A 22,058-nucleotide genomic window follows, 5' to 3' on the forward strand; every position below is an offset into this window, starting at 1 on the left:
CATCGGAAGGAGCACAGATGACCATCGCCATCGTCGGTGGGGGCCTGGCGGCCGCCACCGCTGCAACAGAACTGAGGGAGAAGGGCTACGACGGGGATGTCGTGATCTACGCCGCCGAGGACCATCTGCCCTACGAGCGCCCGCCGCTGTCGAAGGACGTGCTGCTGGGCAGCAAGCAGCTCGAGGACGCGCGGGTGCACGACGAGGCCTGGTACGCCGAGAACGACGTGAAGCTGCAGCGCGGCGTCACCGTGATCTCGATCGACTCCGCCGCGCACACGCTGCGCACCGAGCCCGTCGCCGGCGGGGAGGTCACGGAGCACTCCTATGACAAGCTGCTGCTGGCCACCGGCGCATTCCCTCGCCACTTCGACGTCGCCGACCGCGTCACGAACCCGGTGTACCTGCGCACCGTCGAGGACAGTGCACGCCTGCTCGCCGCGCTCAAACCCGGCGCGAGGGTCGTCATCGTCGGCGCGGGCTGGATCGGCCTGGAGGTGGCGTCGGCCGCTCGTCAGAAGGATGCCGAGGTCACGGTGTACGAGGTCGCCGACCTGCCGCTGGTGGGCGTGCTCGGGCCCGAGGTGGCAGAGCTGTTCGCCGAGCTGCACCGTGCGCACGGCGTGGATCTGCGCCTGGGCGCGTCCGTCGACGAGGCGGCGCTCGCCGATGCCGATCTGGTGGTGGTCGGCATCGGGGCGATCCCCGCGACCGAACTGGCCGAGAAGGCGGGTCTCGACGTCGACCACGGCGTGCTGGTCGATGCGACCCTGCGCACCTCCGACCCGGACATCTACGCCATCGGCGACGTCGCCAACCACCAGCATCCGGTGCTCGGCCGGCGCATCCGCGTGGAGCACTGGGACACCGCGATCGAGCAGGGCAAGGTGGCCGCGCACAACCTCGCCGGTGCGTCGGAGCCGTACACCCACCTGCCGTACTTCTTCACGGATCAGTACGATCTGGGCATGGAGTACTTCGGCAGCGTCGGCCCCGAGGGCTACGACCGCGTCGACATCGAAGGCGACACCGACGTCGCGCACGGCGGCGCGTTCCGCGCCTACTGGGTGAAGGACGGCACGGTCCGGGCGGCCATGCACGCCAACGACTGGGACGCGTCCGACGCCGTCCGGGACAGCATCGGCACGGCTCGATGACGGTGGCCGAGGGAACGGATGCCGGCATGGCCGGCGATCGGATGCGTCGCCGCATCGGCATCCGCGACTTCGACTTCTCCCGTCAGGTGGCGGTGATGGCCGTGATCAACCGCACACCCGACTCGTTCTACGACAGGGGCGCGACCTTCGCCCTGGAGCAGGCGGTGCAGAGCGCGCTGCGCGCCGGCGACCAGGGCGCGGACTGGGTCGACGTCGGCGGGGTGCCGTTCGGGCGCGGGCCCGCGGTCAGCACCGCGGAGGAGATCGACCGGGTGGTGCCGGTCGTCGCCGCGATCACCGCAGCCCGGCCCGAGCTGGTCGTCTCGGTCGACACGAACCGCGCCGCGGTCGCCGCCGCCGCGATCGACGCCGGCGCCGCGGTGATCAACGACACCAGCGGGCTGGGGGACGAGCGCATGGCCGAGGTCATCGCGCGCAGCCGGGCGCACGTCGTGATCACGCACAGCGTGGGACCGCCGCGGGCGGAGAAGCCGGCCGCGCACTACGACGACGTGGTCGGCGAGGTGCGCTCCTTCCTGCTCGAGCGGATGGCGCGCGCCGAGGCGGCCGGCATCCCGCGTGAGCGGATCGTCGTCGACCCCGGGCACGACCTCGACAAGAACACCCTGCACACGCTGGAGATCACGCGGCGGCTCGACGAGATGGCCTCCCTCGGCGCCCCGCTGCTGGTCGCCGTGTCGAACAAGGACTTCATCGGCGAGTCGATCGACCGTCCGCAGGGCGAGCGGCTCTCCGGATCGCTCGCGGCGATGACGGCCTGCATCCTGAAAGGGGCGAGAATCGTGCGCATGCACGACATTCCGCAGACCGTCGACGCGGTCCGCATGGTCGAGGCGATCCTGGGCTGGCGGGCACCGGTGCGGCTCGAGCACAACACCCACCCCACGCACAATGTCTGACGCCTCGATCGATCTCGTCTGGCCGGATCCGGCATCCGACCTCGACGATTCCGACCTGCTCGCACTGACCGCGTTCCCCGTCGCCCGCACCTGGCTGCGCGCGAACTTCATCGCCAGCCTCGACGGCGCCGCGACCCGCGACGGGCTCTCCGGCGGGCTCGGAGACGCCGCCGATCGGCGTGTGTTCGCCCTGCTGCGCCGGCCGGCCGATGTCGTCCTCGTCGGCGCGGGCACGCTGCGCGACGAGGGGTACGACGGGCTGCGCGTCGATGATGCGTCCATCGGCTGGCGCATGGCGGCCGGCATGCCGCCGCATCCGACCCTCGCCACCGTCAGCCGCAGCCTGCACCTGGATCCCGCGTCGCCGCTGTTCACGGAGGCGCCCGCGCGGCCGATCGTGTACACCGTGGCATCCGCTCCGCACGACCGGCGCGAGGCGCTGGCCGCGGTCGCCGACGTGGTGACCGTGGGTGAGACGGATGCCGACCTGCGCCGGCTGCGCGACGATCTCGCCGCCCGCGGCCTGCATCGCATCCACGCCGAGGGCGGCCCGCACGTGTTCGGCGCCCTGCTGGCGGCCGGCGTCGTGGATGCCCTGCATCTGACGCTCGCGCCCAGCCTGGAGGCGGGCGACGCGGGGCGCATCGTGCGCGGTACCGCAGCCGGGCCGCTGCCGGCGGATGCCCGGCTGGCGTCGGTGCTGCGATCCGGCGACGAGCTGCTGCTGCACTACCTGCTCTGAGGGCGTGCGGGCCGCTCGCAGGTTCTACGCGGCCTGCTCCTTCTCCGGTCCGCGGCCGAGCAGCACCAGCACGCGCTGCAGATGCATCGCCGTCAGCACCCCCGGTCCCGTTACGGCGTCGGTGTCGATGGAGCGCGTGTGCACGACCCGCGTCAGCGCTTCGACGGCCTGCGACGCCTGCTCTCGCAGAGCCTCGTCCTGGTCGTCGCCGAGCGCCGTCGCCACGGCGTGCGTGGCCGTCGACAGCGGCTCGACGACAGGCGGATCGAGCGGGAGGGCTCCCGGGCGCTCCCAGATCGTGTCTCCCAAGCATCCGGCGATGTCGCGGATCTGATGAGCGATCTCGTCGAGGGTCTCCAGCCGCTCGTGCGCATGCCCGGTGTCGAGATGGCGCCAGACGGCGCGCGGATTCCAGCGGCGGCTCTCATCCGCTTCGGCGAGTGCGGCGCGCAGCGATCGGCTGGTCTCGGCGAGCGCGCCCGCGCTGCCGTCCCACGAGCTGTGCTCGGGCGGCCAGGAATCGGCCACGGCATCCGCGATGTCGTCCAGATGGGTGGCGAGGCGGTGCTGGAACGCGTCGATGCGATCGATCGCCTCGGCGCCGAGCGGCGCGGGCGGGATCGCCAGATTGATGCCCAGGCCGATGACGATCCCCACGGCAGTCTGCGTGACGTAGCCGAGCGAGTAGTCCTCGCCGTCGGAGCCCCCGACGATGAGCACGAACAGCGCGGCCACCGGGATGTATTCGCGGGCGGCGCCGAACCAGCCCGTGCCGGAGATCAGCGTGCCGAGTCCGACCGCGCCCACGATCGTCCACAGATTCGGTCCGACCGTGAGCACCACCACCGCGGCCAGGCCCGCGCCGACCGCGAGACCGAGCAGGGTCTGCAGGCTGGAGCGCGCGGACGACATCAGCGTCGGATACATGCTGATCAGCGCTCCGAACGGCCCGTAGTACGGGTAGTCGTCGGTGACGCCGGGCATGAGCGGAGCGACCAGCCAGGCGATCCCGACCGCGGCGGCGGTCTTCGCGGCCAGCAGCAGCCGCGCGGGCGTGACGGCGTCGCGCAGAGACTGCGCTATTCCACGTCGAGGCATGCGCGGCGTCCTTCATCGGGTGACTGAGCTGCCATTCCACGCCGTGATGCGCGGGCGGGAGAAGGGGATTACGTGCCGGGCGTGTTTCTGGGACAATCCCGAACGGGTCAGGCGAACGCCCGCGTCAGCTTGTGCGGGTTGCAGACCTGACGGATGCCGCGGATGCGGCCCTGCGCGTCGAGCTCGAGCGAGAGCAGGTCGGTGCGCCCGGAGTGTCCCAGTGCGAACGCGGGCTCGCCGTTGACCTCGATCGGCTCGAGGGTGAAGGGCCGCGCGGGGTCGAACGCCGCCGCCTTCTCGAGCACGCCGCGGTAGAAGCGGCGCACCTTCTGGGCTCCGAAGATCGGGTTGCGCGTGGCCGAGACCACTCCGCCCCCGTCGGTCCACAGGATGCTGTCGTCGGTGAGCAGTCCGAGCAGCGCCTCGACGTCCCCGTCCTGCACGGCATCGACCAGCGCGCTGAGCGCCAGTGGATCCGCGGGAGCCGGGGCAGCGGCATCCTCGTCGAGTCGCAGCCGGCGCTCGGCCCGCGAGATCAGCTGACGCACCGCGGCCGGTGCCTTCTCGAGGATCTCCCCGATCTCGGTCGCCGGCATCCCGTAGGCGCGGTGCAGCACCACGGCCGCGCGCGCGTCGGGCGTGAGCTGCTCGGCCAGATGCAGCAGGGCCAGCGAGAGCAGCTCGCGGTCGGCGACCGCATCCTCGGGAAGCCGCGAGGTGGCGACCGGCTCGGGCAGCCAGTGCCCGACGTAATCCTCGCGCACGGATGCCAGCGACCGCACCCGGTCGATCGACCGGCGCACGCACGTGGTGGTCAGCCATGCCGGCCACGAGCGCACGGCCCCGGCATCCGCCCGCTCGGCCTTCACCGCGTCGATCGCGACCTCCGAGACGACGTCCTCGGCGTGGCCCAGGTCGCCCAGCATCCGGTAGGCGATGCCGATCAGCCGGCCGCGCTCCGCCTCCCAGGCGCGTGCGGCCGGGGTAGCAGGGGTCATGGTGTTCACGGTACCTCTTCGTCGTGCGCTCGCGAGTCCCGAATGGCTGCCTCGATACCCGCCGACGCCGCCGAACGGGACCCGCGAACGCGCCTGATCACACGATGGGATGCTTGGCATCCACCGGCGGCGCCATCTCCGTGGCGATCGCGATCCGGTTCCACACGTTGATCGTGCAGATCGCCATCACGATTCCGCCCAGCTCGCTCTCCGAGAAGTGCTCGGCGGCGACGCTCCAGATCTCGTCGGTGACGGTGTCGGGGCCGAGCTTCGTGATCGCGTCGGTGAGGGCGAGGGCGGCCAGCTCTTTCGGCTCGAACAGGTTCTTCGCGTGCTGCCAGGCGCCGACCGCGTGCAGGGTGCGCTGCGGGATGCCGTGCTTCGCGCCGTCGGTCGCGTGCATGTCGACGCAGAACCCGCAGCCGTTCACGATCGACGCGCGCAGCTTGATCAGCTCGTACAGCCGCTTCTCGACCGCCTTGCCCGAGTACGCCTCCATCCCGATCACCGCGGCGTAGCCGAGCTTGTTGGTGCGCGACATGTCGATCCTGGTCATGATGCTCCTTCCGTCGTGGACGTCGTCCGGACGCCCTCACCGTGTATGTCGGATCGCGCGCGCGAGGTGTGACATGCGTCATCCGGGCTCGGCCCGTCGCCCGTCCTGTCAGAATGGAAGCCCGAGCCCGTGACCGAGGAGTTCCCGTGCAGTACATCTCCACCCGTGGCGGCATGCGAGCCCAGCCGTTCAGCGAGACGCTGCTCGAAGGGCTCGCACCCGACGGCGGCCTCGCGGTGCCCGCCGAGCTGCCCCGGGTCGACGCCGAGACGCTCGAGCGCTGGCGCGCCCTGACCTACCCGCAGCTGGCCGCCGAGGTGCTCGGACTGTTCGCCACCGACATCCCCCGCGAGGACCTCGCGCGGATGACCGCCGCCGCCTACGCGGACTTCCCCGACGAGGTCGTGCCGCTGCACTCGATCGGCGACGGCATCACGCTGGTCGGGCTCTCGGAGGGGCCGACCCTCGCGTTCAAGGACATGGCGATGCAGTTCCTCGGCCAGGTGCTCGAGTACGTGCTCGAGCGCAAGGACCAGGTGCTGAACATCGTCGGCGCGACCAGCGGCGACACCGGCTCCGCCGCCGAGCACGCACTGCGCGGCAAGGAGCGCGTGTCGGTGTTCATGCTGTCGCCGCAGGGCCGGATGAGCCCGTTCCAGCGCGCGCAGATGTACTCGCTCGACGACGCGAACGTGCACAACATCGCCGTCGAGGGCGTGTTCGACGACTGCCAGAACCTGGTCAAGAAGCTCGCTGGCGACCTGGACTTCAAGCGCGCGCAGCATCTCGGCGCGGTCAACTCCATCAACCTCGGTCGCATCGCCGCGCAGGTCGTGTACTACTTCTGGGCGTGGCTGCGGGTGACGGATGCCGTGGAGCCGGAGTTCCGCACCGGCTTCGAGGTCTCGTTCGCGGTGCCGTCCGGCAACTTCGGCAACATCCTCTCGGGGTTCTTCGCCAAGGGGATGGGAGTGCCGATCCGGCGTCTCGTGCTCGCGGCGAACGAGAACAACGTGCTCGACGAGTTCTTCCGCACCGGCGTCTACCGGCCGCGCTCCGCCGCCGACACGCACGCCACCTCCAGCCCGTCGATGGACATCTCCAAGGCATCCAACCTGGAGCGCTTCATCTTCGAGCTGCTCGGCCGCGCACCCGAGCGCGTGGTGGACTTCTTCGCCGCGATCGATGAGCACGGCTTCGCAGATCTGTCGGCGGAGCAGCCGCGCTTCGCGGCGGAGTTCGGCATCGTCAGCGGCACCTCCACGCACGCGGATCGGCTGGCGACCATCCGCTCGGTGCACGAGAGCGCCGGCACCATCATCGACCCGCACACCGCCGACGGGGTGAAGGTGGCACGCGAGTACGTGGAGCAGGACGTGCCGATGCTCGTGCTCGAGACCGCCAAGCCGCAGAAGTTCGCCGAGACCATCACCGAGGCCATCGGCGTCGACCTGGAGTTCTCCGCCGAGCTGCGCCGGATGCTCGCGGCCCCGCAGCACGTCACCGAGATGGCCGACGACGAGCAGGCGCTGCGCGCCTTCGTCGTGGCGAACGCCCTGCACTGACGCCGGCCCCGGGTACACCTGCACGACCGGGGAACAGACGCACGGCCGATCGCGGCCTTTCGTCGTGCAGGTGTTCCCGGATCGTGCAGCTGTGACCGGAAGCAGGCGGAACGCCACCACTAGGCTGAGCGGATGAGCACCGTCCGCCCCGGCATCGCCGAGCGCCTGTCGCAGATGATCCGGCTGCCGACCGTCTCGGCGGAGCTCGAGCAGCGCGGGCTCGAGCCCTTCCACGCCTTCGAGCGACTGATCGCCGAGGAGTACCCCCGCGTGCACGAGCACCTCGCGCTCGAGAAGCACACCGACCTCGGCCTGCTGTTCCGCTGGAAGGGTCGGGATGCGACATCCGATCCGGTCGTGCTGATGGCGCACTACGACGTCGTGCCCGTCGACGAGTCCGACCCGTGGAGCCACCCGCCGTTCGAGGGGCGCATCGCCGACGGCCGCGTGTACGGGCGAGGCGCGCTCGACGACAAGGGCCCGCTGATCGTCGTGATCGAGGCCGTGGAGAACCTGCTGGCCGACGGCTTCGTGCCGGCGCGCGATGTCTACCTGTCCTTCGGCGGCAACGAGGAGACGTTCGGCGACGCCGCGCTGGCGATCTCCGACGCCTTCCGCGAGCGCGGCATCACGCCGTGGCTGGTCGTCGACGAGGGCGGCGCCGTGGTCGACTCACCCCTGCCGTTCGTACCGGGCGGTGCCGCCATGATCGGCGTGGGGGAGAAGGGCATCGTCACACTGCGGCTCTCCGCGCGCGGCGACGGCGGGCACGCCTCCACGCCGCCGACGCTCACGGCGGTGCGGCGCATCGCCCGCGCCGTGAATCGCCTCCACCCGGCGATGTTCCCGGCCCGCACGCCGAAGGCGATCAGCAGGATGCTGGCGCAGTTCGCCTCCCGCACCCGCGGCACCGCCGGGGTCGCGCTCAATATCCTCAGTAGGATGCCGTGGATCACGGCTCAGCTGTTCGCACGTCTCGGCGGCGAGCCGGCGGCGCTCGTGCGCACCACGGTCGCCGCCACCATGCAGTCCGGCGGCACGGCTTCGAACGTCATCCCGTCCCAGGCATCCGCCACGATCAATCTGCGCCTCGCGCTCGGCGAGACGGTCGACGGCACCGTGCTGCGCGTGCGCGACCGCATCCGCGATCCGCAGGTGGCGATCGAGGTGCTCGACGCCTCCGAGCCCTCCCCGGAATCGTCCACCGACGGACCGCCGTGGAAGCTGCTCGCCGATGCGCTCGCGGTCTCGCATCCCGGCATCCCCGCCACCCCCTACGTGATGATGGCCGCCACCGACTCGCGCCACTTCCACCGCTTCTCACCCGCCGTCTACCGGTTCGCTCCGCTGGAGATGTCGTCCGTGCAGCGGGCCGCGATCCACGGCGTGGACGAGTTCGTCGAGATCGCGGCGCTCGAGCGAGGGGAACGGTTCCACCGCGCGCTCCTCGAACGGCTAGGGTGAACCCACCCGACCCTTCGACAGGCTCAGGGACCCATCTGAAAGAGAGGCGCGATGACGCGCACATCACCCAGCCGAGTGACCCTCGGCGCGCTCGCCGCCGTGGTCGGTTTCCTCGCCTTCGTCGAGTTCACCAGCGGGGTGCTGCAGGGCTACTACACGCCCATGCTCACCGACATCGCCCGACACCTCGGCATCCACGACGCCGATGTGAACTGGCTGGAGGGCGCGCAGCTGATGCTGTCGGCACTCGTCGTGCCCGCGTTCGCGAAGCTGGGCGACATGATCGGGCACAAGCGGATGCTCCTGGTCTCCACCGCGCTGACCGGTGCCGCCGCGTTCGTGCTGCCGTTCACCGACTCGTTCGTCGTGTTCCTGATCGGCTGGGCGCTGATGGGGTTCTACGTGGTGTGGCTGCCGCTGGAGATCGCCCTGATCTGGTCGCGGTCGCGTTCGATGGCCGGTCGCTCGGTGATCACCGCCCGTGCGGCGGGGATGCTGGTCGCGGCGCTGGAGAGCGGAGCGATCCTCGGGGCACTCGCCGGCGGCGCGCTGATCGACCTCCTGCCGCTGTGGCTGGTGCTGCTGATCCCGGCACTGCTGATCGTGGTGTGCTTCCTCGTCGTGCTGTTCGGCGTGACCGAGTCGCCCGAACTGACCGGCGGACGCCTCGACACGGTGGGCATCGTGCTCATCTCGCTCGCGCTGATCGCGTTCACCGGCGGGCTCAGCCTGCTGCGGCTGCCGGGCGGGGTGACGAGCTTCTGGTCGTGGGGCGTCGTGGTGCTGGGCATCCTGCTGGTGATCCCGTTCGTGCTCTGGGAGCTGCGCCACGACGACCCGGTGATCGACGTGCGCATGTTCCGCTCGCCCGCGCTCGGTCCGGTGTTCCTCACCGCGGGGCTGTTCGGGGTGAGCGTGCTCGGCGCGCAGGCTCCGCTGTCGACGTTCGCGCGCACCGACCCTGCCGTCAACGGCTACGGACTCGGCACGACAGGATTCGCGACCTCGCTGATCATCGGCATCTACCTGATCGCGATGATCACCGGCGCGCTGCTGTTCCCGCTGATCGCACGACTCACCGCGCCGCGGGTGACGCTGATGGGGGCCTCGGTGCTCGTCGGCGTGGGATTCCTGCTGTTCCTGCCGTTCCACGACAGCTATCTGCAGGTCATCGTCAACATGATCGTGGTGGGACTGGGATCGGGGGCGCTGGTGGCCGCGCTGCCGGCTGCCGCGGCATCCGCTGCGCCGTCGACGCAGACCAGTGTCGCGACCGGCCTGACCAACTCGGTCAAGACCGTGGGCGGTGCGATCGCGTCGTGCGTGTTCGGCATCGCGCTGCTGAACGGCGTGGTCGCCGGCGGGGCGGAGGGCACCGCCGGCTCGTTCTCCGGGTACCTGACCGTGTGGATCGTGTGCGGGCTCACCGCGCTCGCCGCGGCCGTGCTGCTCGCCTTCGTGCCGAAGCGGGCGTTCACCGATCGCGTGGCGGAGGACGCCCCGGTCGTCTGACCGCACTGCCTCCCGCTCCCGTATGCGTCCGTGTCGCCTGGATCGTGCTCAGGCGACACGAACTCATACTGGAGCAAGGAGTGGTTCGGAGGATGCCGGTCAGTCGCCCTTCACGTTGACGATCTGGCGCAGCGTGTGCCGGATCGTCACCAGGTCGGATGCATCCGCCATAACGGTGTCGATCGGCTTGTACGCCTGCGGGATCTCGTCGATGAAGGCGTCCGTGTCACGGAACTCGATGCCGGCCATCGCCGTCCGCAGTTGGTCGTGCGTGAAGGTGCGCCGCGCCGCCGACCGGGAGTACTCCCGGCCTGCGCCGTGCGGTGAGGAGTTCAGCGACAGGGGGTTGCCCAGCCCCTCCACCACGTACGAGGCGGTGCCCATCGAACCGGGGATGAGCCCGGGCCGACCTGCGTCCGCCTGGATGGCGCCCTTCCGCGACACCCACACCTGCTTGCCGAAGTGCTTCTCCGACTCGGTGAAGTTGTGGTGGCAGTTGATCCGCTCCTGCTCGTCCACCGCAGTGCCGGCGAACTCCGACACCTGACGGATCACCCGGTCCATCATCTCCTCCCGGTTCAGCAGAGCGAAGTGCTGGGCCCACCGCAGCTCCCGGATGTACCGGGTGAACTCGGGAGTGCCCTCGACCAGGTAGGCCAGGTCAGGGTCCGGAAGGTCGATCCGTCCCCACGTCCCCTCCACGCATCGCTCCGCGCTGCGCGGAGCCTCTGACGCGTGGCCCCTCTGCTTCGCCAGCCGCTGTGCGACCGCGATGTGGTGCGTCGCGATCCTGTTGCCCACGCCCCGGGAGCCCGAGTGCAGGAACAGCCAGACCCTGTCGAGCTCGTCGAGCGAAACCTCGATGAAGTGGTTGCCCGAGCCGAGGGTGCCCAGCTGCAGCATCCAGTTGCCGGCGTACGACGCCGGGTCGAAGCCGTTCTTCTCGGCGAGGCCGTCCAACTCCGCGATCCTCGGCTCTGCGGTGGCGACGACCTTGCGGTTGTACCGGCCTGCCGAGAGGGGGATGGCGCGCTCGATCGCCTCCCGCAGCGGGGCGAGGTCGCGCTGGGCGAACTCGGATGCCGTGAACTGCGTGCGGACGGCGATCATGCCGCAGCCGATGTCGACACCGACGGCGGCGGGGATGATCGCGCCGAGCGTCGGGATGACCGAGCCGACCGTCGCCCCCTTGCCGAGGTGAGCATCCGGCATGAGCGCCAGGTGCGGGTGGATGAACGGCATGCGTGCCGTGGTGTGCGCCTGATCGAGCGTCTTCTCGTCGATCAGGGACGCCCACGACAGCAGCCGTGCGGAGAGCCTCTCCATGATTCCTTTCCTTCTGTGATGTGCCGGTCACAGGTCACGGAGGATTCATGAAAAATGCCCCGGACCTGACGGTGCGGGGCATGCGAGCAGCGGATGCTGTCACACGGCGCGCGCCGGAGGGTACGACTCGTCGCGGTCGTTGCGCTTCTGCTCGAAGGCAAGGACCGTGGGAAGGGCGCGCAGTGCGGTCATTCCGTCGTCTCCTCGGCTGGCTGCTGCACCGGTCGGCGCAGCCTTGCAACCATAGGGGAGGATCGCACGGCAGGTCAAGGGCGAATCCGCGGCCGGTGCGCAGCAGGCCTGGGCCGAGTGAGTCAGCGGATCGGCGCACGACCCATGGAGCGGCCGCTACGCTGAGCCGATGACCGAGCGCATCCGCAACATCGCTGTCGGCCTGATCGTGCGCGATGGGCACGTGCTGGCCGAGGAGTATCCCGCGACCGACCGGTACGGCCGATTCCTGCGTGCGGTCGGCGGCGGCATCGACTTCGGTGAACGCGCCGAGGAGGCCCTTCGACGGGAGTTCCAGGAGGAGCTGGCCGTCGAGATCCAGGCGGCCGAACTGCACGCGGTGACCGAGAACCTCTTCACGCTCGCGGGGCGCCGCGGGCACGAAGTGGTGCACGTGTTCTCGATCCGCAGCGACGAGCTCGAGCGGATGCCCCTGGATGAGCGGCGCCGCATCATCGACGGCGCTTCGACAGCCGGATGGTGGCCGCTCGACGAGCTCGGCGACTCGACGCTGCCGATGTATCCCGACGGCATCCTCGACCTCGCGCGGAGCCTTGCGGGATGATCAGCCCGCGTCGCGCGGCGGGTTGTGCATGATCTCGAGCCGGATGCCGTTGTCGTCCTCGATGAAGCCCGCGTAATAGCGCTCGGTGAAGCGCGGGTACTCCTTGGGCGCCCGCACCTCGGTCCATCCCGCGGCCAGGGCGATCGCGTGGATGCGCTCGACCTCCTCCCGGGACTCGACGGCGAACGCGAGGTGTTGCCAGCCGACCCGGCCGTGCACGTGCTGACCGGACTCGCGGGACTTGTAGAGCAGGATCTCGGGCTCGTCGGTGCGTCGCCAGTACGCGTGCTCATCCGCGTCATATGAGCGGGTGTATCCGAGAGCCTCGAAGACCGGGTTGAACTGCGCGGATGCCGCGGGCACGTCGTCGACGCTGATGCCGAGGTGATCGAAGGTCGCCATCCCCACAGTGTGCCGGATGCCGCCGACATCCGCGCGGACCGGATGACGGCGGCCGTACGGCTCAGGCGTCGATCGACACCATCCAGGCGATGCCGAAGCGGTCGACGAGCATGCCGAACTCGCCACCCCAGGGCGCAGGCGCCAGGGGGATGGTTGCGGTTCCGCCGTCGAGCAGGCCGTCCCAGATGCCACGCAACCGGTCAGCATCCTGCCCGCTCACCGCGGCCGGCTCACGCAGCACGACGAGGACAAGATCTCCGAGGCGATCGACTTCCTGAACCTCACCGACCTTGAGCAGCGCTTCCTCGACCAGCTCTCGGGAGGGCAGCGACAGCGCGCCTACGTCGCGATGGTGCTCGCGCAGGACACCGAGTATCTCCTGCTGGACGAGCCGCTGAACAACCTCGATGCGCAGCACTCCGTGCAGATAATGCGCCAGCTGCGCAGGGCCGCGGATCCGCTCGGACGCACGATCGTCGTCGTGCTGCACGACATCAACTTCGCGGCCGCCTACAGCGACTACATCGTCGCCATGGAGAGCGGGCGGATCGCCGTGCACGGCACGCCGGAGGAGATCATCCGCGACGAGGTGCTGAGCGCGGTGTTCCACACCCCCGTGACCGTGGTCGATGGACCTGGCGGGAAGTTCGCCGTGTACCACCGGTGACGGCCCCGGGTCACCGGTCCCGGTGATCCTCGGGAGCGAGGCGCGCACCACGCCGCGGCTCGCGGACGCCGGAGGCGAAGATCAGCCGGATGACGCGCTGCCGGTGGCCCGCCCACGGGGCCAGCAGCTCCAGCATCCCGTCGTCATCGGTCCGGCTGCCGGTCAGCGCGAACCCGACCTCGTGCGCGAGATGGAAGTCCCCGACGCTCACGGCGTCGGGGTCGCCGAGTGCGCGGATGCGGGTCTCGGCGGAGGTCCACGGTCCGATGCCGGGCAGGCTGGTGAGCACCCGCTCCCGCCCGTCGCCGTCGGATGCCGCGAGCACGGCGCGCTCGATGCTCGGACCACGCATCGCCGCGCGGGCGATCGTGCGCGCCTGAGGCGGCTCGAGCCCTGCGCGATGGAACTCCCACGAGGGGATCGCCCGCCACACCTCGGAGTGCGGTGCCGCGAACATGGGTCGCGGCGTGGGCCCGGGCGCGCGCTCGCCGTTGCGGCTGACCAGATGCCGCCAGGCGCCGAACGCCTGCATGCCGGTCACCTTCTGCTCGATGATCGCGCAGGTGAGCGCGTCGAAGACGCGGCCGGTGCGGGTCAGGCGGATGCCGGGATTGCGCCTCGCGACCTCCGCGAGCCTCGGATGCCCGGAGACGTCGAATCCGCTCTGATCGTCGTCAGCACCGCACAGCGCGGGTACCCGATCGAGCGCCTCGGTCGCGCCCGGGCCCCAGGCGGTGGCGTGCACACCGCCGGACGTGGCGCGGAGGCAGAGCGTGGCGACGCCGGCATCCGTGCGGAACGCCATCCAGATGCGTCCGCCCTCGACGACCATGGTCGGATCGTTGCGGCCGCGCTGCAGCATCCCGACCGTCGCCATCAGATCCAGCGGATGCCGAGGCCGATGGACGGATTCGCGCGGGACCGCGTGCGCTGTCGGCGCGGCATCCGTCAGGGTCATACCGAAACCCTACGCGCGGCGCCTGACATCGCCGACACCCCGTGTCGTCGTCCAGACCCCGTGGTGCCGACGCGGCGGAAGCCGGGGTCTCGGCGGAACGAATCGATCAGAAGCGGTCGGGCGAAGGGGTGCCGTGGCCGTAGCGGATGCTCACGTCGGCGTGCCGGTCGAACCGGTAGCCCACGCCGCGCACCGTGCGGACGATGTCCTCGTGACGGCCGAGCTTGGCGCGCAGGCGGCGCACGTGCACGTCGATGGTGCGCTCGCCCGGGGCATCCTCATCCGAGGACGACTGCCACAGGGCGGACACGAGCTCGGCGCGCTCGATGGTGCGGCCCTCGCGCAGCACCAGGTACTGCAGCAGTTCGAACTCCTTGTAGGTGAACGCGGCGGACTCGCCGTCGAGCAGCACGCGCTTGCGGGAGATGTCGACGACGACGCCGGCCTCCTCGTCCTTCTCCTCCTCGACGGCCGCATTCGCGCGGGCGATCGCGCCGGGCTCGTGCAGGGCGAGGCGCACGACGTCGAGGTCGCGGCCGCCGGCCGACTGAGGGGCGAGTGCGACGGTGGCGTGGGTCTCGGCGCTCGGGGCCAGCTCGGCGAGCGTGCGGCGCAGAGCGTCGACCAGCACCGGCAGGCTCACACCGGATGCGGCGGCCTTGATCTCGTCGATCCCGACGTACAGGGCGAAGCCGCGCGGCGAGCGGATCGAGGGCAGGTCTGCGGCGGCGTCTGCGGGAGAGACGACGCGGACGGGTGCGGTGACGGGACGCTCGAGGAGGGCGGTGTTCGACATGATGATGGTCCTTGAAGGCTGCGAGCCGGCGGGCTCAGGAGGCGTTGCACGAATGACCGGGATGAGCCGGTGGGGGATGAGCGCGAAGGGTGGGCGCTCAGAGACCTGCCCCTCAGGATGGAGGGACGAAACAGGTCGATCTGTCTTGTTGCGCCTTAGCAACACATTCGGCAACACATGCCGACGCGACCGGGCATCATCATCCCGGCAGTCCTGTTCGCCTCCTGGGCGGACGAAGGGCGTGCGTCGGTGGTCATGGGGCTGATTATTTCCCATCGTGTCGCCGTGTGTCAAAACGTGGCCTTCCCGGCTTCGTCACACGGCGTAACGTGGTGGCGTGACCCAGCCCGCGTATGATCCCGATTTCGAGCTCACTGATGAGAAGGATGCCTCCCGCTACGCACTCACGCGCGACGGCGAGCTGGTGAGCGTGCTGGACTACCGCGACGACGGGCGCACCGTGGCGCTCACCCGCGCGTTCACCGTTCCGGCGCACCGCGGGTACGGATACGCCGCGCAGGTGGTCGCCGGAGCGGTCGCCGACGTCGAGGCCCGCGGCGACCGCAGGGTGGATGCCGTGTGCTGGTACGTCGCGGACTGGTTCGACGCCCATCCCGAGAAGCAGGGCCTGCTCCGCACCCGCTGATCCGACGCATCCGATCGCGCTGATCCGACGCATCCGCACCCGCTGATCCGACGCATCCGATGACTCGCGCGCCCCGTCGCAGTGTGTGACGATGGCGGCATGAGACTCGCCGAAGCACTCGCCGTCCGCGCGGATCTGCAGCGCCGCATCGAGCAGCTCCGTGCGCGCATATCCGACAACGCCCGCTACCAGGAGGGCGAGGAGCCGGCCGAGGACGCATCGGCCCTGCTCGTCGAGGCGGATGCCGCGCTGGACCGGCTGCGCGAGCTGATCCAGCGGATCAACGCGACCAACACGCGCGTCGCGGTGGGCGACGGCACGATGACGGATGCCCTGGCCGCACGCGACGTGCTGCGGATGCGGCATTCGCTGCTTACCGACGCCGCGGCGGCGGCATCCGGCCAGGGGTTCCTGCGGCAGATGCGCTCCGAGCTGCGCCAGTTCTCCGCGCTTCCGGTCGGCGAGCTGCGGAGCAGGGCGGATGAGGCGGCCAGGGAGCTGCGCGAGCTGGACAGCAGCATCCAGCAGGCGAACTGGGGGAACGATCTGGACGAGTAGCGAAAGTCGGTAGTCGCGACGAAGCGGGCACAACCCCTTGGTCGGCGGGGCAAGTCGACCAGTACCGGGCGGAGGGCAGCCCATCCATCGCATGATGCAGCCCCGCATTCCGCACCGGTGACAGCGCACAGCGCAGGTCGCATCACCACGTGCCGGTCGTCGCGGTGAGGGTGGGTCAGGGGACCTTCCGCTGCTGTCACGGCACGCCTCAGGGGCGATGTCGGAGGCCGTCCGTACCTTGGAGACATGCGAATCCTGCACACCTCCGACTGGCACATCGGCCGCACGTTCCACGGGCACTCCACGCTCGCGGCGCTGGCCGAGGTGCTCGACGCGCTGGCGGCGCAGGTGCGCGAGAACGACGTCGACGTGGTGGTCGTCGCGGGCGACGTCTTCGATTCGGCCACGCCCGCCGCATCCGCCTACACCCTGCTCGACGACGCGCTGATGGCACTGCACGACACCGGTGCCACGGTGATCATGACCAGCGGCAATCACGACTCGGCGGCGCGGCTCGGGTTCCACTCGCGGCTGCTGCGCGACGGCATCCACGTGCTCACCGACCCGCTCGCGATCACGACCCCGATCACCGTGCACGACGAGCACGGCCCGGTGCGCTTCTTCGGCATCCCGTACCTCGAGCCCGCGATCGTGCGTCAGCACTGGACGGAGGCCGAGGGGAACGCCCCCGCGCTGCGCACGCAGGCGCAGGTGATGCATCACGCGATGAGCCGCGTCCGCGAGGGGATGGCCGCGCACGAGGGTCGCTCGGTCGCCGTGGCGCATTGCTTCGCGGCCGGGGTCGACGCCACCGCGGGCCTCGAGCGCGAGGTGCGCCAGGGCGGGCTCGACGTGGTGCCGCTGGCATCCTTCGACGGGCCCGACTACGTGGCGCTCGGGCACATCCACGGTCGCCAGCAGCTCAGCGACCGCGTGCGGTACTCGGGGGCGCCCCTGCACTACAGCTTCGGCGAGCAGCACAAGGAGCGCGGGTCCTGGCTGGTGGAGCTGGATGCCGACGGGCTCGCCGCCACGCAGTGGCTCCCGCTGCCGGTGCCGCGTGCGCTGGTCACGCTCACCGGCACGCTGGCGGAGATCCTCTCCGACGAGAACACCGCAGCGCACGCCGGCGACTGGGTGTGCGCGGTGTACACCGACGCCGTTCCGCAGCACGAGCCGATGCGGCGCCTGCGCGAGCGCTTCCCGTTCTGCGCGCTGGTGCAGCACCAGCCGCGGGGGGCGGATGCCGGCGACGAGCGCTCCTACGCCCAGCGGCTGCGCACGGCGGTGACCGATGTCGAGCGCATCGAGGCCTTCCTGGAGCACGTGCGCGACGGGCAGGGGGCGACCGACCGCGAGACCGAGCTGATCCGCGAGGTGCTCGACGATCGGGTGCGCGCCGAGGCGCTCGTCTGATGCACCTGCACCGCCTCGAGGTCGAGGGGTTCGGCCCGTTCCGCACGCGACAGATCGTCGATTTCGACGCGTTCGCCGACGATGGGATCTTCCTGATCGCGGGGCGCACCGGGGCGGGCAAGTCGTCGATCCTGGATGCCGTGTGCTTCGGCCTGTACGGGGGTGTGCCGCGTTACGACGGCGGCGAGAGGCGGCTGCGCAGCGATCACTGCGAACCCGAGGACGCGACCGAGGTGGTCGTGGAGTTCAGCACCGTCGCCGGCCGCTACCGGGTGACCCGCTCGCCCGCCTACGAGCGCCCCGCCAAGCGCGGCGGCGGCATGACCACGCAGCAGCCGTCGGCGCTGCTGGAGGAACTCGTCGACGGCGAGTGGATCGGCCGAGCCGCCCGCGTGGTCGATGTCGCGCACGAGCTGGATGAGATCCTGCAGCTCAGCCAGGAGCAGTTCCTGCAGGTGATCCTGCTGGCGCAGAACCGGTTCGCCGACTTCCTGCTCGCCGACAGCAAGGAGCGCCAGGCGCTGCTGCGCCGGCTGTTCGGCACCGAGCGCTTCTCCGATTACCAGGCGCGGTTCGATGAGCGGCGCCGCACGGCCGAGCAGGCGCTCGCCGGCCGCAGGGCCACGGTCGACGCCCGGCTCGACGAGGCCGAGCGGGTCGCCACCGATGCGCAGCTGTGGGGCGAGGATGCCGAAGCCGGCTCCGACACTGCGGACTCGCGCATCGAGCGCCTGCGACGGGCCATCACGCGCGCCGATTACCAGGTGGAGCGTTTCGGCGCGGAGCGCGACGCCGCGGAGAAGGCTCTCGCGGCAGCGGATGCCGCACTGGCCGAGCTCAAGGAGCAGCGACAGGGGCAGCTGGACCGCGACCGCGCCCGTGCTGCTCTCGCCGAGCTCGATGCGCAGGCGGACGGGATCGCGGTGGCCGCCGACCGGCGAGACCGTGGGCGCGCGGCCGAGGCGCTGCGAGCGCTGATCACCGCGGCCGCGCGGGCGCACACGGCTGCGGAGCAGGCCGCACGGGCCGAGGCGGGTGCCGTCGACGCGACCACCGACGCCGGCGTTCCCGCATCGGCTCTCGCCGGCGATTACCGCGCCTGGGCCTCCGACCGCATCCGCGAGAGCGGCGCCTGGCAGCAGGCGGCCGAGCTGGAGGCATCCGCTCCCCGGCGCGCCGCCGAGCTCGCGACGGCGCGGGAGACCGAGCGCGCGCTGAAGGCCGAACTGGCCGCGATCGATGTCGAACGCGACACGCTCCCCGAGCGGGTGGCGCAGGTGAGCGCTGAGCGCGACGCCGCCCGCACGCAGGGAGCGCTCGCCGAGGCGGCCGCCCAGGCCGTCGCGGCGGCCGAGGCCCGCGCCACGGGCGTGCTCGACGTCGAGAACCTCGCCGACGCCGCCGCGCAGGCCGCTCGCATCGAGGCCGAGGCGAGCGAAGCCCACGCGCGCGCTCAGACCGAGCTCTCCGCGCTGCGCAGACGCCGCCTCGAGGGCTACGCCGGTGAGCTCGCCCAGTCGCTGGTGGCCGGCGAGCCGTGCGCCGTGTGCGGTTCCGTCGAGCATCCGTCGCCCGCCGAGCACGCCGACCCGGTGACGGCCGACGACATCGCCCAGGCGGAGGCCGTCCGCGACGCCGCGGCGACCGCCGAGAGGGAGGCGACCCGCGCCCTGTCGGCTGTGCGCGCCGACCAGGCGGCCGCGGCCGAGCGGGCGGGCGGGCGCACCGCGGAGCAGGCGGCCGCAGAGCTGGAGCAGGCGCGCACCGCGCGCGAAGCGGCTCTCGCGGCAGCGGCGCGCGCGGAGGCGCTGACGGCAGAACTCGAATCGCTGCAGCGGGATGCCGCGGATGTCGAGCTGCGGCGCACGGCGGCATCCGAGGCGCTCCAGGCCGCCCGCACCGCGCTCTCCCTCGTCGAGCAGCGCATCGCGGATGCCGATCAGCTCGTCACCGCCGCCCGCGGCGATCACGAATCGGTTGCCGCGCGTGTCGCCGAGGCGCAGCGGCAGGTCGCCGCCGCCACGGCCGCCGCCGAGGCGATCGATGCGAATCTGGATGCTGCGGAGCGGGCGAGCGCGGCCCGGCGAGAGCGTGACCGGGCCATCGAGGATTCGATGTTCGACGACGTCACCGCGGCGGAGCAGGCCCTGCTGAGCACCACCGAGACCCAGGCGCTCGACGACCGGGTCACCGCGTACCGGGTGGCGCGCGAGAAGGAACGCGCCCTGCTGCTCGATCTCGAGCTGCGGGTGCTCCCCGACGAGGCGATCGATCTCGCCCCGGCGCAGGAGTCCGCCGCCGCCTCCCGCAGCGCGTGGCTGAAGGCCGTCGACGATGACAGCCGGGCGCGCGGTGTGCAGTCCGGTCTCACCGCGGCCGTCGACGCGGCGGCATCCGAGCACGCGAAGACCGCCGCCGAGGCCGAGGAGTTCGAGGTGCTGCGCGGCCTGGCCGACACTCTCGCCGGCCGCTCGGGCAACACCCGCCGGATGACCCTCGAGACCTTCGTGCTCGCCGCCGAGCTGGAGGAGATCGTCACTGCGGCGAACCTGCGGCTGCGCGACATGTCCGACGGGCGCTACGAGCTGCGCCACTCCGATGCGCTGGCGGCCAGGGGCGCGGCATCCGGACTCGGCATCGTCGTCTTCGACGCCTTCACCGGCCAGACCAGACCCGCCAAGTCGCTCTCCGGCGGGGAGACGTTCCTGTCTTCCCTCGCACTCGCCCTGGGACTGGCCGAGGTGGTCACGGCCCGCGCCGGCGGCATCCGCCTGGACACCCTGTTCATCGACGAGGGCTTCGGATCTCTCGACTCCGACACGCTCGAGACGGCCATGCGCACGCTCGACGAGCTGCGTCAGGGCGGCCGCACGGTCGGGGTGATCAGTCACGTGGAGGCCATGCAGGAGCAGATTCCGGCGCAGCTCACCGTGCGCGCACTGCCCGATGGACCGAGCGTGGTCGACGCTCCGCGCGGCTGACCGCGCACGGCGCGACCGATCGCCGCTGCGATCAGAGCGCGTACTCGCCGCGCACGTGCTCCCACAGCTGCGCGCTGCACACGGCGACGACCTCGTCCCACACCTGAGTCGCGCCGTCCTGAGCACGGTCCGACACCACCCGCAGCACCCGGATCGGCACGTCGAACTGCTGCGCCACCCACACGAACGCGTACGTCTCCATGTCGACGAGCACACCCCCGAGCGAGCGGATCCGATCCACGGCATCCGCGTCGTCGACGAAGATGTCGCCGGTCGCGATCGTGACGCCGACCCTCCCCGTCTCCACCCGCGCGGGCAGCGAGACGTGCCGGCCGATCACGCCCTCCAGATCCTGCACATCGTGCTGGATGGCGGCGCCGACGTCGTGGATGCCCGCTGCGACGGAATCGTCCACCGCACCCGCGGTGCCGACCACGACGATCTCCTCGTACTGATCGTCCGCGTCACGCGCATCCAGCGCCCGGGTCAGACCGACCCCGGCCATCAGCTTGCCCGGACCCGTGACGAGCCGATCGAAGCCGGGGAGCTCGGCGGGGAACGCCTGCAGCTCGGAGGCGAGGGCGGCGACGAGAAGTTTCACCCATCCATTCTGTCAGTGGGGCAGACTGGAACCGACGAAGGAGGCCACCGTGACCCTGCAGCAGCAGATCGCAGAAGAGCTGGGCGTCAAGCCCGAGATCGACGCCGCCGCCGAGGCGGAGGCGAGGATCGGGTTCCTCGCCGACTATCTGCGCGCCACCGGCGCGAAGGGCTTCGTGCTCGGCATCTCCGGCGGGCAGGACTCCACGCTGGCCGGGCGTCTCGCGCAGCTGGCGGTCGAGCGGGCGCGCGCCGACGGGCGCGAGGCGACGTTCGTCGCGGTGCGGCTGCCGTACCGGGTGCAGGCGGATGCCGCGGATGCCGAGGCCGCGCTCGACTTCATCGCCCCCGTCCGCTCGCTGACGATCAACATCGAGCACGGCGTCGACGGGCTGGAGCGCGACCTGGAGGAGGGCGCGGGCGAGAGCATCAGCGACTTCAACCGCGGCAACATCAAGGCGCGACTGCGGATGGTCACCCAGTACGCCGTCGGCGGTCATGACGGCCTGCTCGTGATCGGCACCGACCACGCGGCCGAGGCCGTGACCGGCTTCTACACGAAGTTCGGCGACGGCGCGGCGGACGTCGTGCCGCTGGCCGGGCTGAGCAAGCGGCAGGGGCGGATGCTGCTGCAGCACCTCGGCGCGCCCGAGCGGCTGTATCTCAAGGTGCCCACCGCCGATCTCCTGGACGGCGTGCCCGGGCGCCCCGACGAGGACGAGCTCGGCCTCTCCTACGAGCAGATCGACGACTACGTCGAGGGCCGGGAGGTCCCGGCGGACGTGGCCGCCCGCATCGAGGCGAAGTACCTCGCGACCAGGCACAAGCGGCATCTGCCGGTGACGCCGGCCGATGACTGGTGGCGCTGACCGCCGGCGCTGAATGGGGACTTCTCCCCCG

The 22,058-nt window shown here is 71.0% G+C and carries 20 protein-coding genes and 1 pseudogene; 13 read left to right on the forward strand and 8 right to left on the reverse strand.

Going from position 1 to position 22,058, the window contains the following annotated elements; translation table 11 throughout:
• Positions 1 to 17 precede the first annotated feature (17 nt).
• From Q9R19_RS01175 to Q9R19_RS01185, 3 genes are read left to right on the forward strand one after another with little or no spacing between them, the layout of a single operon-like run.
• Positions 18 to 1,157 (forward strand): FAD-dependent oxidoreductase, encoded by a 1,140-nt coding sequence (locus tag Q9R19_RS01175; protein WP_311254521.1) that lies wholly within the window; start codon positions 18 to 20, stop codon positions 1,155 to 1,157.
• Positions 1,154 to 2,077, forward strand: coding sequence for a dihydropteroate synthase (gene folP, locus Q9R19_RS01180; protein ID WP_311254522.1), 924 nt, complete (start codon positions 1,154 to 1,156; stop codon positions 2,075 to 2,077). Before Q9R19_RS01175 ends, folP begins: the two co-directional genes overlap by 4 nt.
• A complete protein-coding gene (locus tag Q9R19_RS01185) occupies positions 2,070 to 2,819 on the forward strand; it encodes a pyrimidine reductase family protein (RefSeq protein ID WP_311254523.1) in 750 nt (249 codons plus the stop codon). Before folP ends, Q9R19_RS01185 begins: the two co-directional genes overlap by 8 nt.
• Before the next feature lie 24 nt (positions 2,820 to 2,843).
• On the opposite strand, the gene Q9R19_RS01190 is transcribed toward Q9R19_RS01185, so the two are convergent.
• From Q9R19_RS01190 to Q9R19_RS01200, 3 genes are all read right to left on the reverse strand, one after another.
• Positions 2,844 to 3,917: an FUSC family protein gene (locus Q9R19_RS01190; protein WP_311254524.1), complete on the reverse strand. Its 1,074-nt coding sequence runs from the start codon at positions 3,915 to 3,917 to the stop codon at positions 2,844 to 2,846.
• 107 nt (positions 3,918 to 4,024) lie between these two features.
• Positions 4,025 to 4,915: a sigma-70 family RNA polymerase sigma factor gene (locus tag Q9R19_RS01195; RefSeq protein WP_311254525.1), complete on the reverse strand. Its 891-nt coding sequence runs from the start codon at positions 4,913 to 4,915 to the stop codon at positions 4,025 to 4,027.
• Between the two features lie 97 nt (positions 4,916 to 5,012).
• The gene (locus Q9R19_RS01200) at positions 5,013 to 5,471 is read right to left on the reverse strand and encodes a carboxymuconolactone decarboxylase family protein (RefSeq protein WP_311254526.1); all 459 of its coding nucleotides are present in this window, start codon (positions 5,469 to 5,471) and stop codon (positions 5,013 to 5,015) included.
• Positions 5,472 to 5,617: 146 nt separating this feature from the next.
• Here Q9R19_RS01200 and thrC point away from each other — a divergent pair, with 146 nt between their 5' ends.
• From thrC to Q9R19_RS01215, 3 genes are all read left to right on the forward strand, one after another.
• Entirely contained in the window at positions 5,618 to 7,036 is a 1,419-nt protein-coding gene (gene thrC / locus Q9R19_RS01205) for a threonine synthase (RefSeq protein WP_311254527.1), read from the forward strand.
• Between the two features lie 132 nt (positions 7,037 to 7,168).
• Positions 7,169 to 8,500: a M20/M25/M40 family metallo-hydrolase gene (locus tag Q9R19_RS01210; protein ID WP_311254528.1), complete on the forward strand. Its 1,332-nt coding sequence runs from the start codon at positions 7,169 to 7,171 to the stop codon at positions 8,498 to 8,500.
• A 51-nt stretch (positions 8,501 to 8,551) separates the two neighbouring features.
• Positions 8,552 to 10,012: an MFS transporter gene (locus Q9R19_RS01215; protein WP_311254529.1), complete on the forward strand. Its 1,461-nt coding sequence runs from the start codon at positions 8,552 to 8,554 to the stop codon at positions 10,010 to 10,012.
• 99 nt (positions 10,013 to 10,111) lie between these two features.
• On the opposite strand, the gene Q9R19_RS01220 is transcribed toward Q9R19_RS01215, so the two are convergent.
• Complete coding sequence (locus Q9R19_RS01220; RefSeq protein ID WP_311254530.1) at positions 10,112 to 11,338, reverse strand: RtcB family protein; 1,227 nt, start codon at positions 11,336 to 11,338, stop codon at positions 10,112 to 10,114.
• 361 nt (positions 11,339 to 11,699) lie between these two features.
• On the opposite strand from Q9R19_RS01220, the gene Q9R19_RS01225 reads away from it, so the two are divergent.
• Positions 11,700 to 12,134, forward strand: coding sequence for an NUDIX domain-containing protein (locus Q9R19_RS01225; protein ID WP_311254531.1), 435 nt, complete (start codon positions 11,700 to 11,702; stop codon positions 12,132 to 12,134).
• On the opposite strand, the gene Q9R19_RS01230 is transcribed toward Q9R19_RS01225, so the two are convergent.
• Positions 12,135 to 12,536: a VOC family protein gene (locus tag Q9R19_RS01230; RefSeq protein ID WP_311254532.1), complete on the reverse strand. Its 402-nt coding sequence runs from the start codon at positions 12,534 to 12,536 to the stop codon at positions 12,135 to 12,137.
• 211 nt (positions 12,537 to 12,747) lie between these two features.
• On the opposite strand from Q9R19_RS01230, the pseudogene Q9R19_RS01235 reads away from it, so the two are divergent.
• Positions 12,748 to 13,203: pseudogene (locus Q9R19_RS01235) on the forward strand (ATP-binding cassette domain-containing protein); the annotation flags it as partial.
• 10 nt (positions 13,204 to 13,213) lie between these two features.
• Here the strand turns inward: Q9R19_RS01235 and Q9R19_RS01240 are convergent.
• Together Q9R19_RS01240 and Q9R19_RS01245 are read right to left on the reverse strand one after the other, a co-directional pair.
• A complete protein-coding gene (locus Q9R19_RS01240) occupies positions 13,214 to 14,161 on the reverse strand; it encodes a DNA-3-methyladenine glycosylase 2 family protein (protein WP_311254533.1) in 948 nt (315 codons plus the stop codon).
• A gap of 106 nt (positions 14,162 to 14,267) precedes the next feature.
• Positions 14,268 to 14,957 carry a winged helix-turn-helix domain-containing protein gene (locus Q9R19_RS01245; protein WP_311254534.1) on the reverse strand — a complete coding sequence of 230 codons (690 nt, stop codon included), beginning with the start codon at positions 14,955 to 14,957 and terminating at the stop codon, positions 14,268 to 14,270.
• Between the two features lie 337 nt (positions 14,958 to 15,294).
• Between Q9R19_RS01245 and Q9R19_RS01250 the strand changes: the two genes are divergently transcribed.
• From Q9R19_RS01250 to Q9R19_RS01265, 4 genes are all read left to right on the forward strand, one after another.
• Positions 15,295 to 15,603: a GNAT family N-acetyltransferase gene (locus tag Q9R19_RS01250; RefSeq protein WP_311254535.1), complete on the forward strand. Its 309-nt coding sequence runs from the start codon at positions 15,295 to 15,297 to the stop codon at positions 15,601 to 15,603.
• Between the two features lie 99 nt (positions 15,604 to 15,702).
• Positions 15,703 to 16,161 (forward strand): DIP1984 family protein, encoded by a 459-nt coding sequence (locus tag Q9R19_RS01255; RefSeq protein WP_311254536.1) that lies wholly within the window; start codon positions 15,703 to 15,705, stop codon positions 16,159 to 16,161.
• 246 nt (positions 16,162 to 16,407) lie between these two features.
• Positions 16,408 to 17,577: an exonuclease SbcCD subunit D C-terminal domain-containing protein gene (locus tag Q9R19_RS01260; RefSeq protein ID WP_311254537.1), complete on the forward strand. Its 1,170-nt coding sequence runs from the start codon at positions 16,408 to 16,410 to the stop codon at positions 17,575 to 17,577.
• Positions 17,577 to 20,558: an SMC family ATPase gene (locus tag Q9R19_RS01265; protein ID WP_311254538.1), complete on the forward strand. Its 2,982-nt coding sequence runs from the start codon at positions 17,577 to 17,579 to the stop codon at positions 20,556 to 20,558. The genes Q9R19_RS01260 and Q9R19_RS01265 overlap by 1 nt, the downstream gene beginning before the upstream one ends.
• Positions 20,559 to 20,589: 31 nt before the next feature.
• On the opposite strand, the gene Q9R19_RS01270 is transcribed toward Q9R19_RS01265, so the two are convergent.
• Entirely contained in the window at positions 20,590 to 21,159 is a 570-nt protein-coding gene (locus Q9R19_RS01270; protein ID WP_311254539.1) for a nucleoside phosphorylase, read from the reverse strand.
• 49 nt (positions 21,160 to 21,208) lie between these two features.
• Here Q9R19_RS01270 and nadE point away from each other — a divergent pair, with 49 nt between their 5' ends.
• Positions 21,209 to 22,027: an ammonia-dependent NAD(+) synthetase gene (nadE, locus tag Q9R19_RS01275; protein ID WP_311254540.1), complete on the forward strand. Its 819-nt coding sequence runs from the start codon at positions 21,209 to 21,211 to the stop codon at positions 22,025 to 22,027.
• Positions 22,028 to 22,058: the final 31 nt, after the last annotated feature.

This window comes from Microbacterium sp. ARD32 (assembly GCF_031844385.1).
Classification (GTDB): domain Bacteria; phylum Actinomycetota; class Actinomycetes; order Actinomycetales; family Microbacteriaceae; genus Microbacterium.

Excerpts from the sequence above, each read along its gene's own strand:
- Q9R19_RS01175 (WP_311254521.1), top strand. The coding sequence starts at position 18 with ATGACCATCGCCATCGTCGGTGGGGGCCTGGCGGCCGCCACCGCTGCA.
- folP (WP_311254522.1), top strand. The coding sequence starts at position 1,154 with ATGACGGTGGCCGAGGGAACGGATGCCGGCATGGCCGGCGATCGGATG.
- Q9R19_RS01185 (WP_311254523.1), top strand. The coding sequence starts at position 2,070 with ATGTCTGACGCCTCGATCGATCTCGTCTGGCCGGATCCGGCATCCGAC.
- Q9R19_RS01190 (WP_311254524.1), bottom strand. The coding sequence starts at position 3,917 with ATGCCTCGACGTGGAATAGCGCAGTCTCTGCGCGACGCCGTCACGCCC.
- Q9R19_RS01195 (WP_311254525.1), bottom strand. The coding sequence starts at position 4,915 with ATGACCCCTGCTACCCCGGCCGCACGCGCCTGGGAGGCGGAGCGCGGC.
- Q9R19_RS01200 (WP_311254526.1), bottom strand. The coding sequence starts at position 5,471 with ATGACCAGGATCGACATGTCGCGCACCAACAAGCTCGGCTACGCCGCG.
- Q9R19_RS01210 (WP_311254528.1), top strand. The coding sequence starts at position 7,169 with ATGAGCACCGTCCGCCCCGGCATCGCCGAGCGCCTGTCGCAGATGATC.
- Q9R19_RS01215 (WP_311254529.1), top strand. The coding sequence starts at position 8,552 with ATGACGCGCACATCACCCAGCCGAGTGACCCTCGGCGCGCTCGCCGCC.
- Q9R19_RS01220 (WP_311254530.1), bottom strand. The coding sequence starts at position 11,338 with ATGGAGAGGCTCTCCGCACGGCTGCTGTCGTGGGCGTCCCTGATCGAC.
- Q9R19_RS01225 (WP_311254531.1), top strand. The coding sequence starts at position 11,700 with ATGACCGAGCGCATCCGCAACATCGCTGTCGGCCTGATCGTGCGCGAT.
- Q9R19_RS01230 (WP_311254532.1), bottom strand. The coding sequence starts at position 12,536 with ATGGCGACCTTCGATCACCTCGGCATCAGCGTCGACGACGTGCCCGCG.
- Q9R19_RS01240 (WP_311254533.1), bottom strand. The coding sequence starts at position 14,161 with ATGACCCTGACGGATGCCGCGCCGACAGCGCACGCGGTCCCGCGCGAA.
- Q9R19_RS01245 (WP_311254534.1), bottom strand. The coding sequence starts at position 14,957 with ATGTCGAACACCGCCCTCCTCGAGCGTCCCGTCACCGCACCCGTCCGC.
- Q9R19_RS01255 (WP_311254536.1), top strand. The coding sequence starts at position 15,703 with ATGAGACTCGCCGAAGCACTCGCCGTCCGCGCGGATCTGCAGCGCCGC.
- Q9R19_RS01260 (WP_311254537.1), top strand. The coding sequence starts at position 16,408 with ATGCGAATCCTGCACACCTCCGACTGGCACATCGGCCGCACGTTCCAC.
- Q9R19_RS01265 (WP_311254538.1), top strand. The coding sequence starts at position 17,577 with ATGCACCTGCACCGCCTCGAGGTCGAGGGGTTCGGCCCGTTCCGCACG.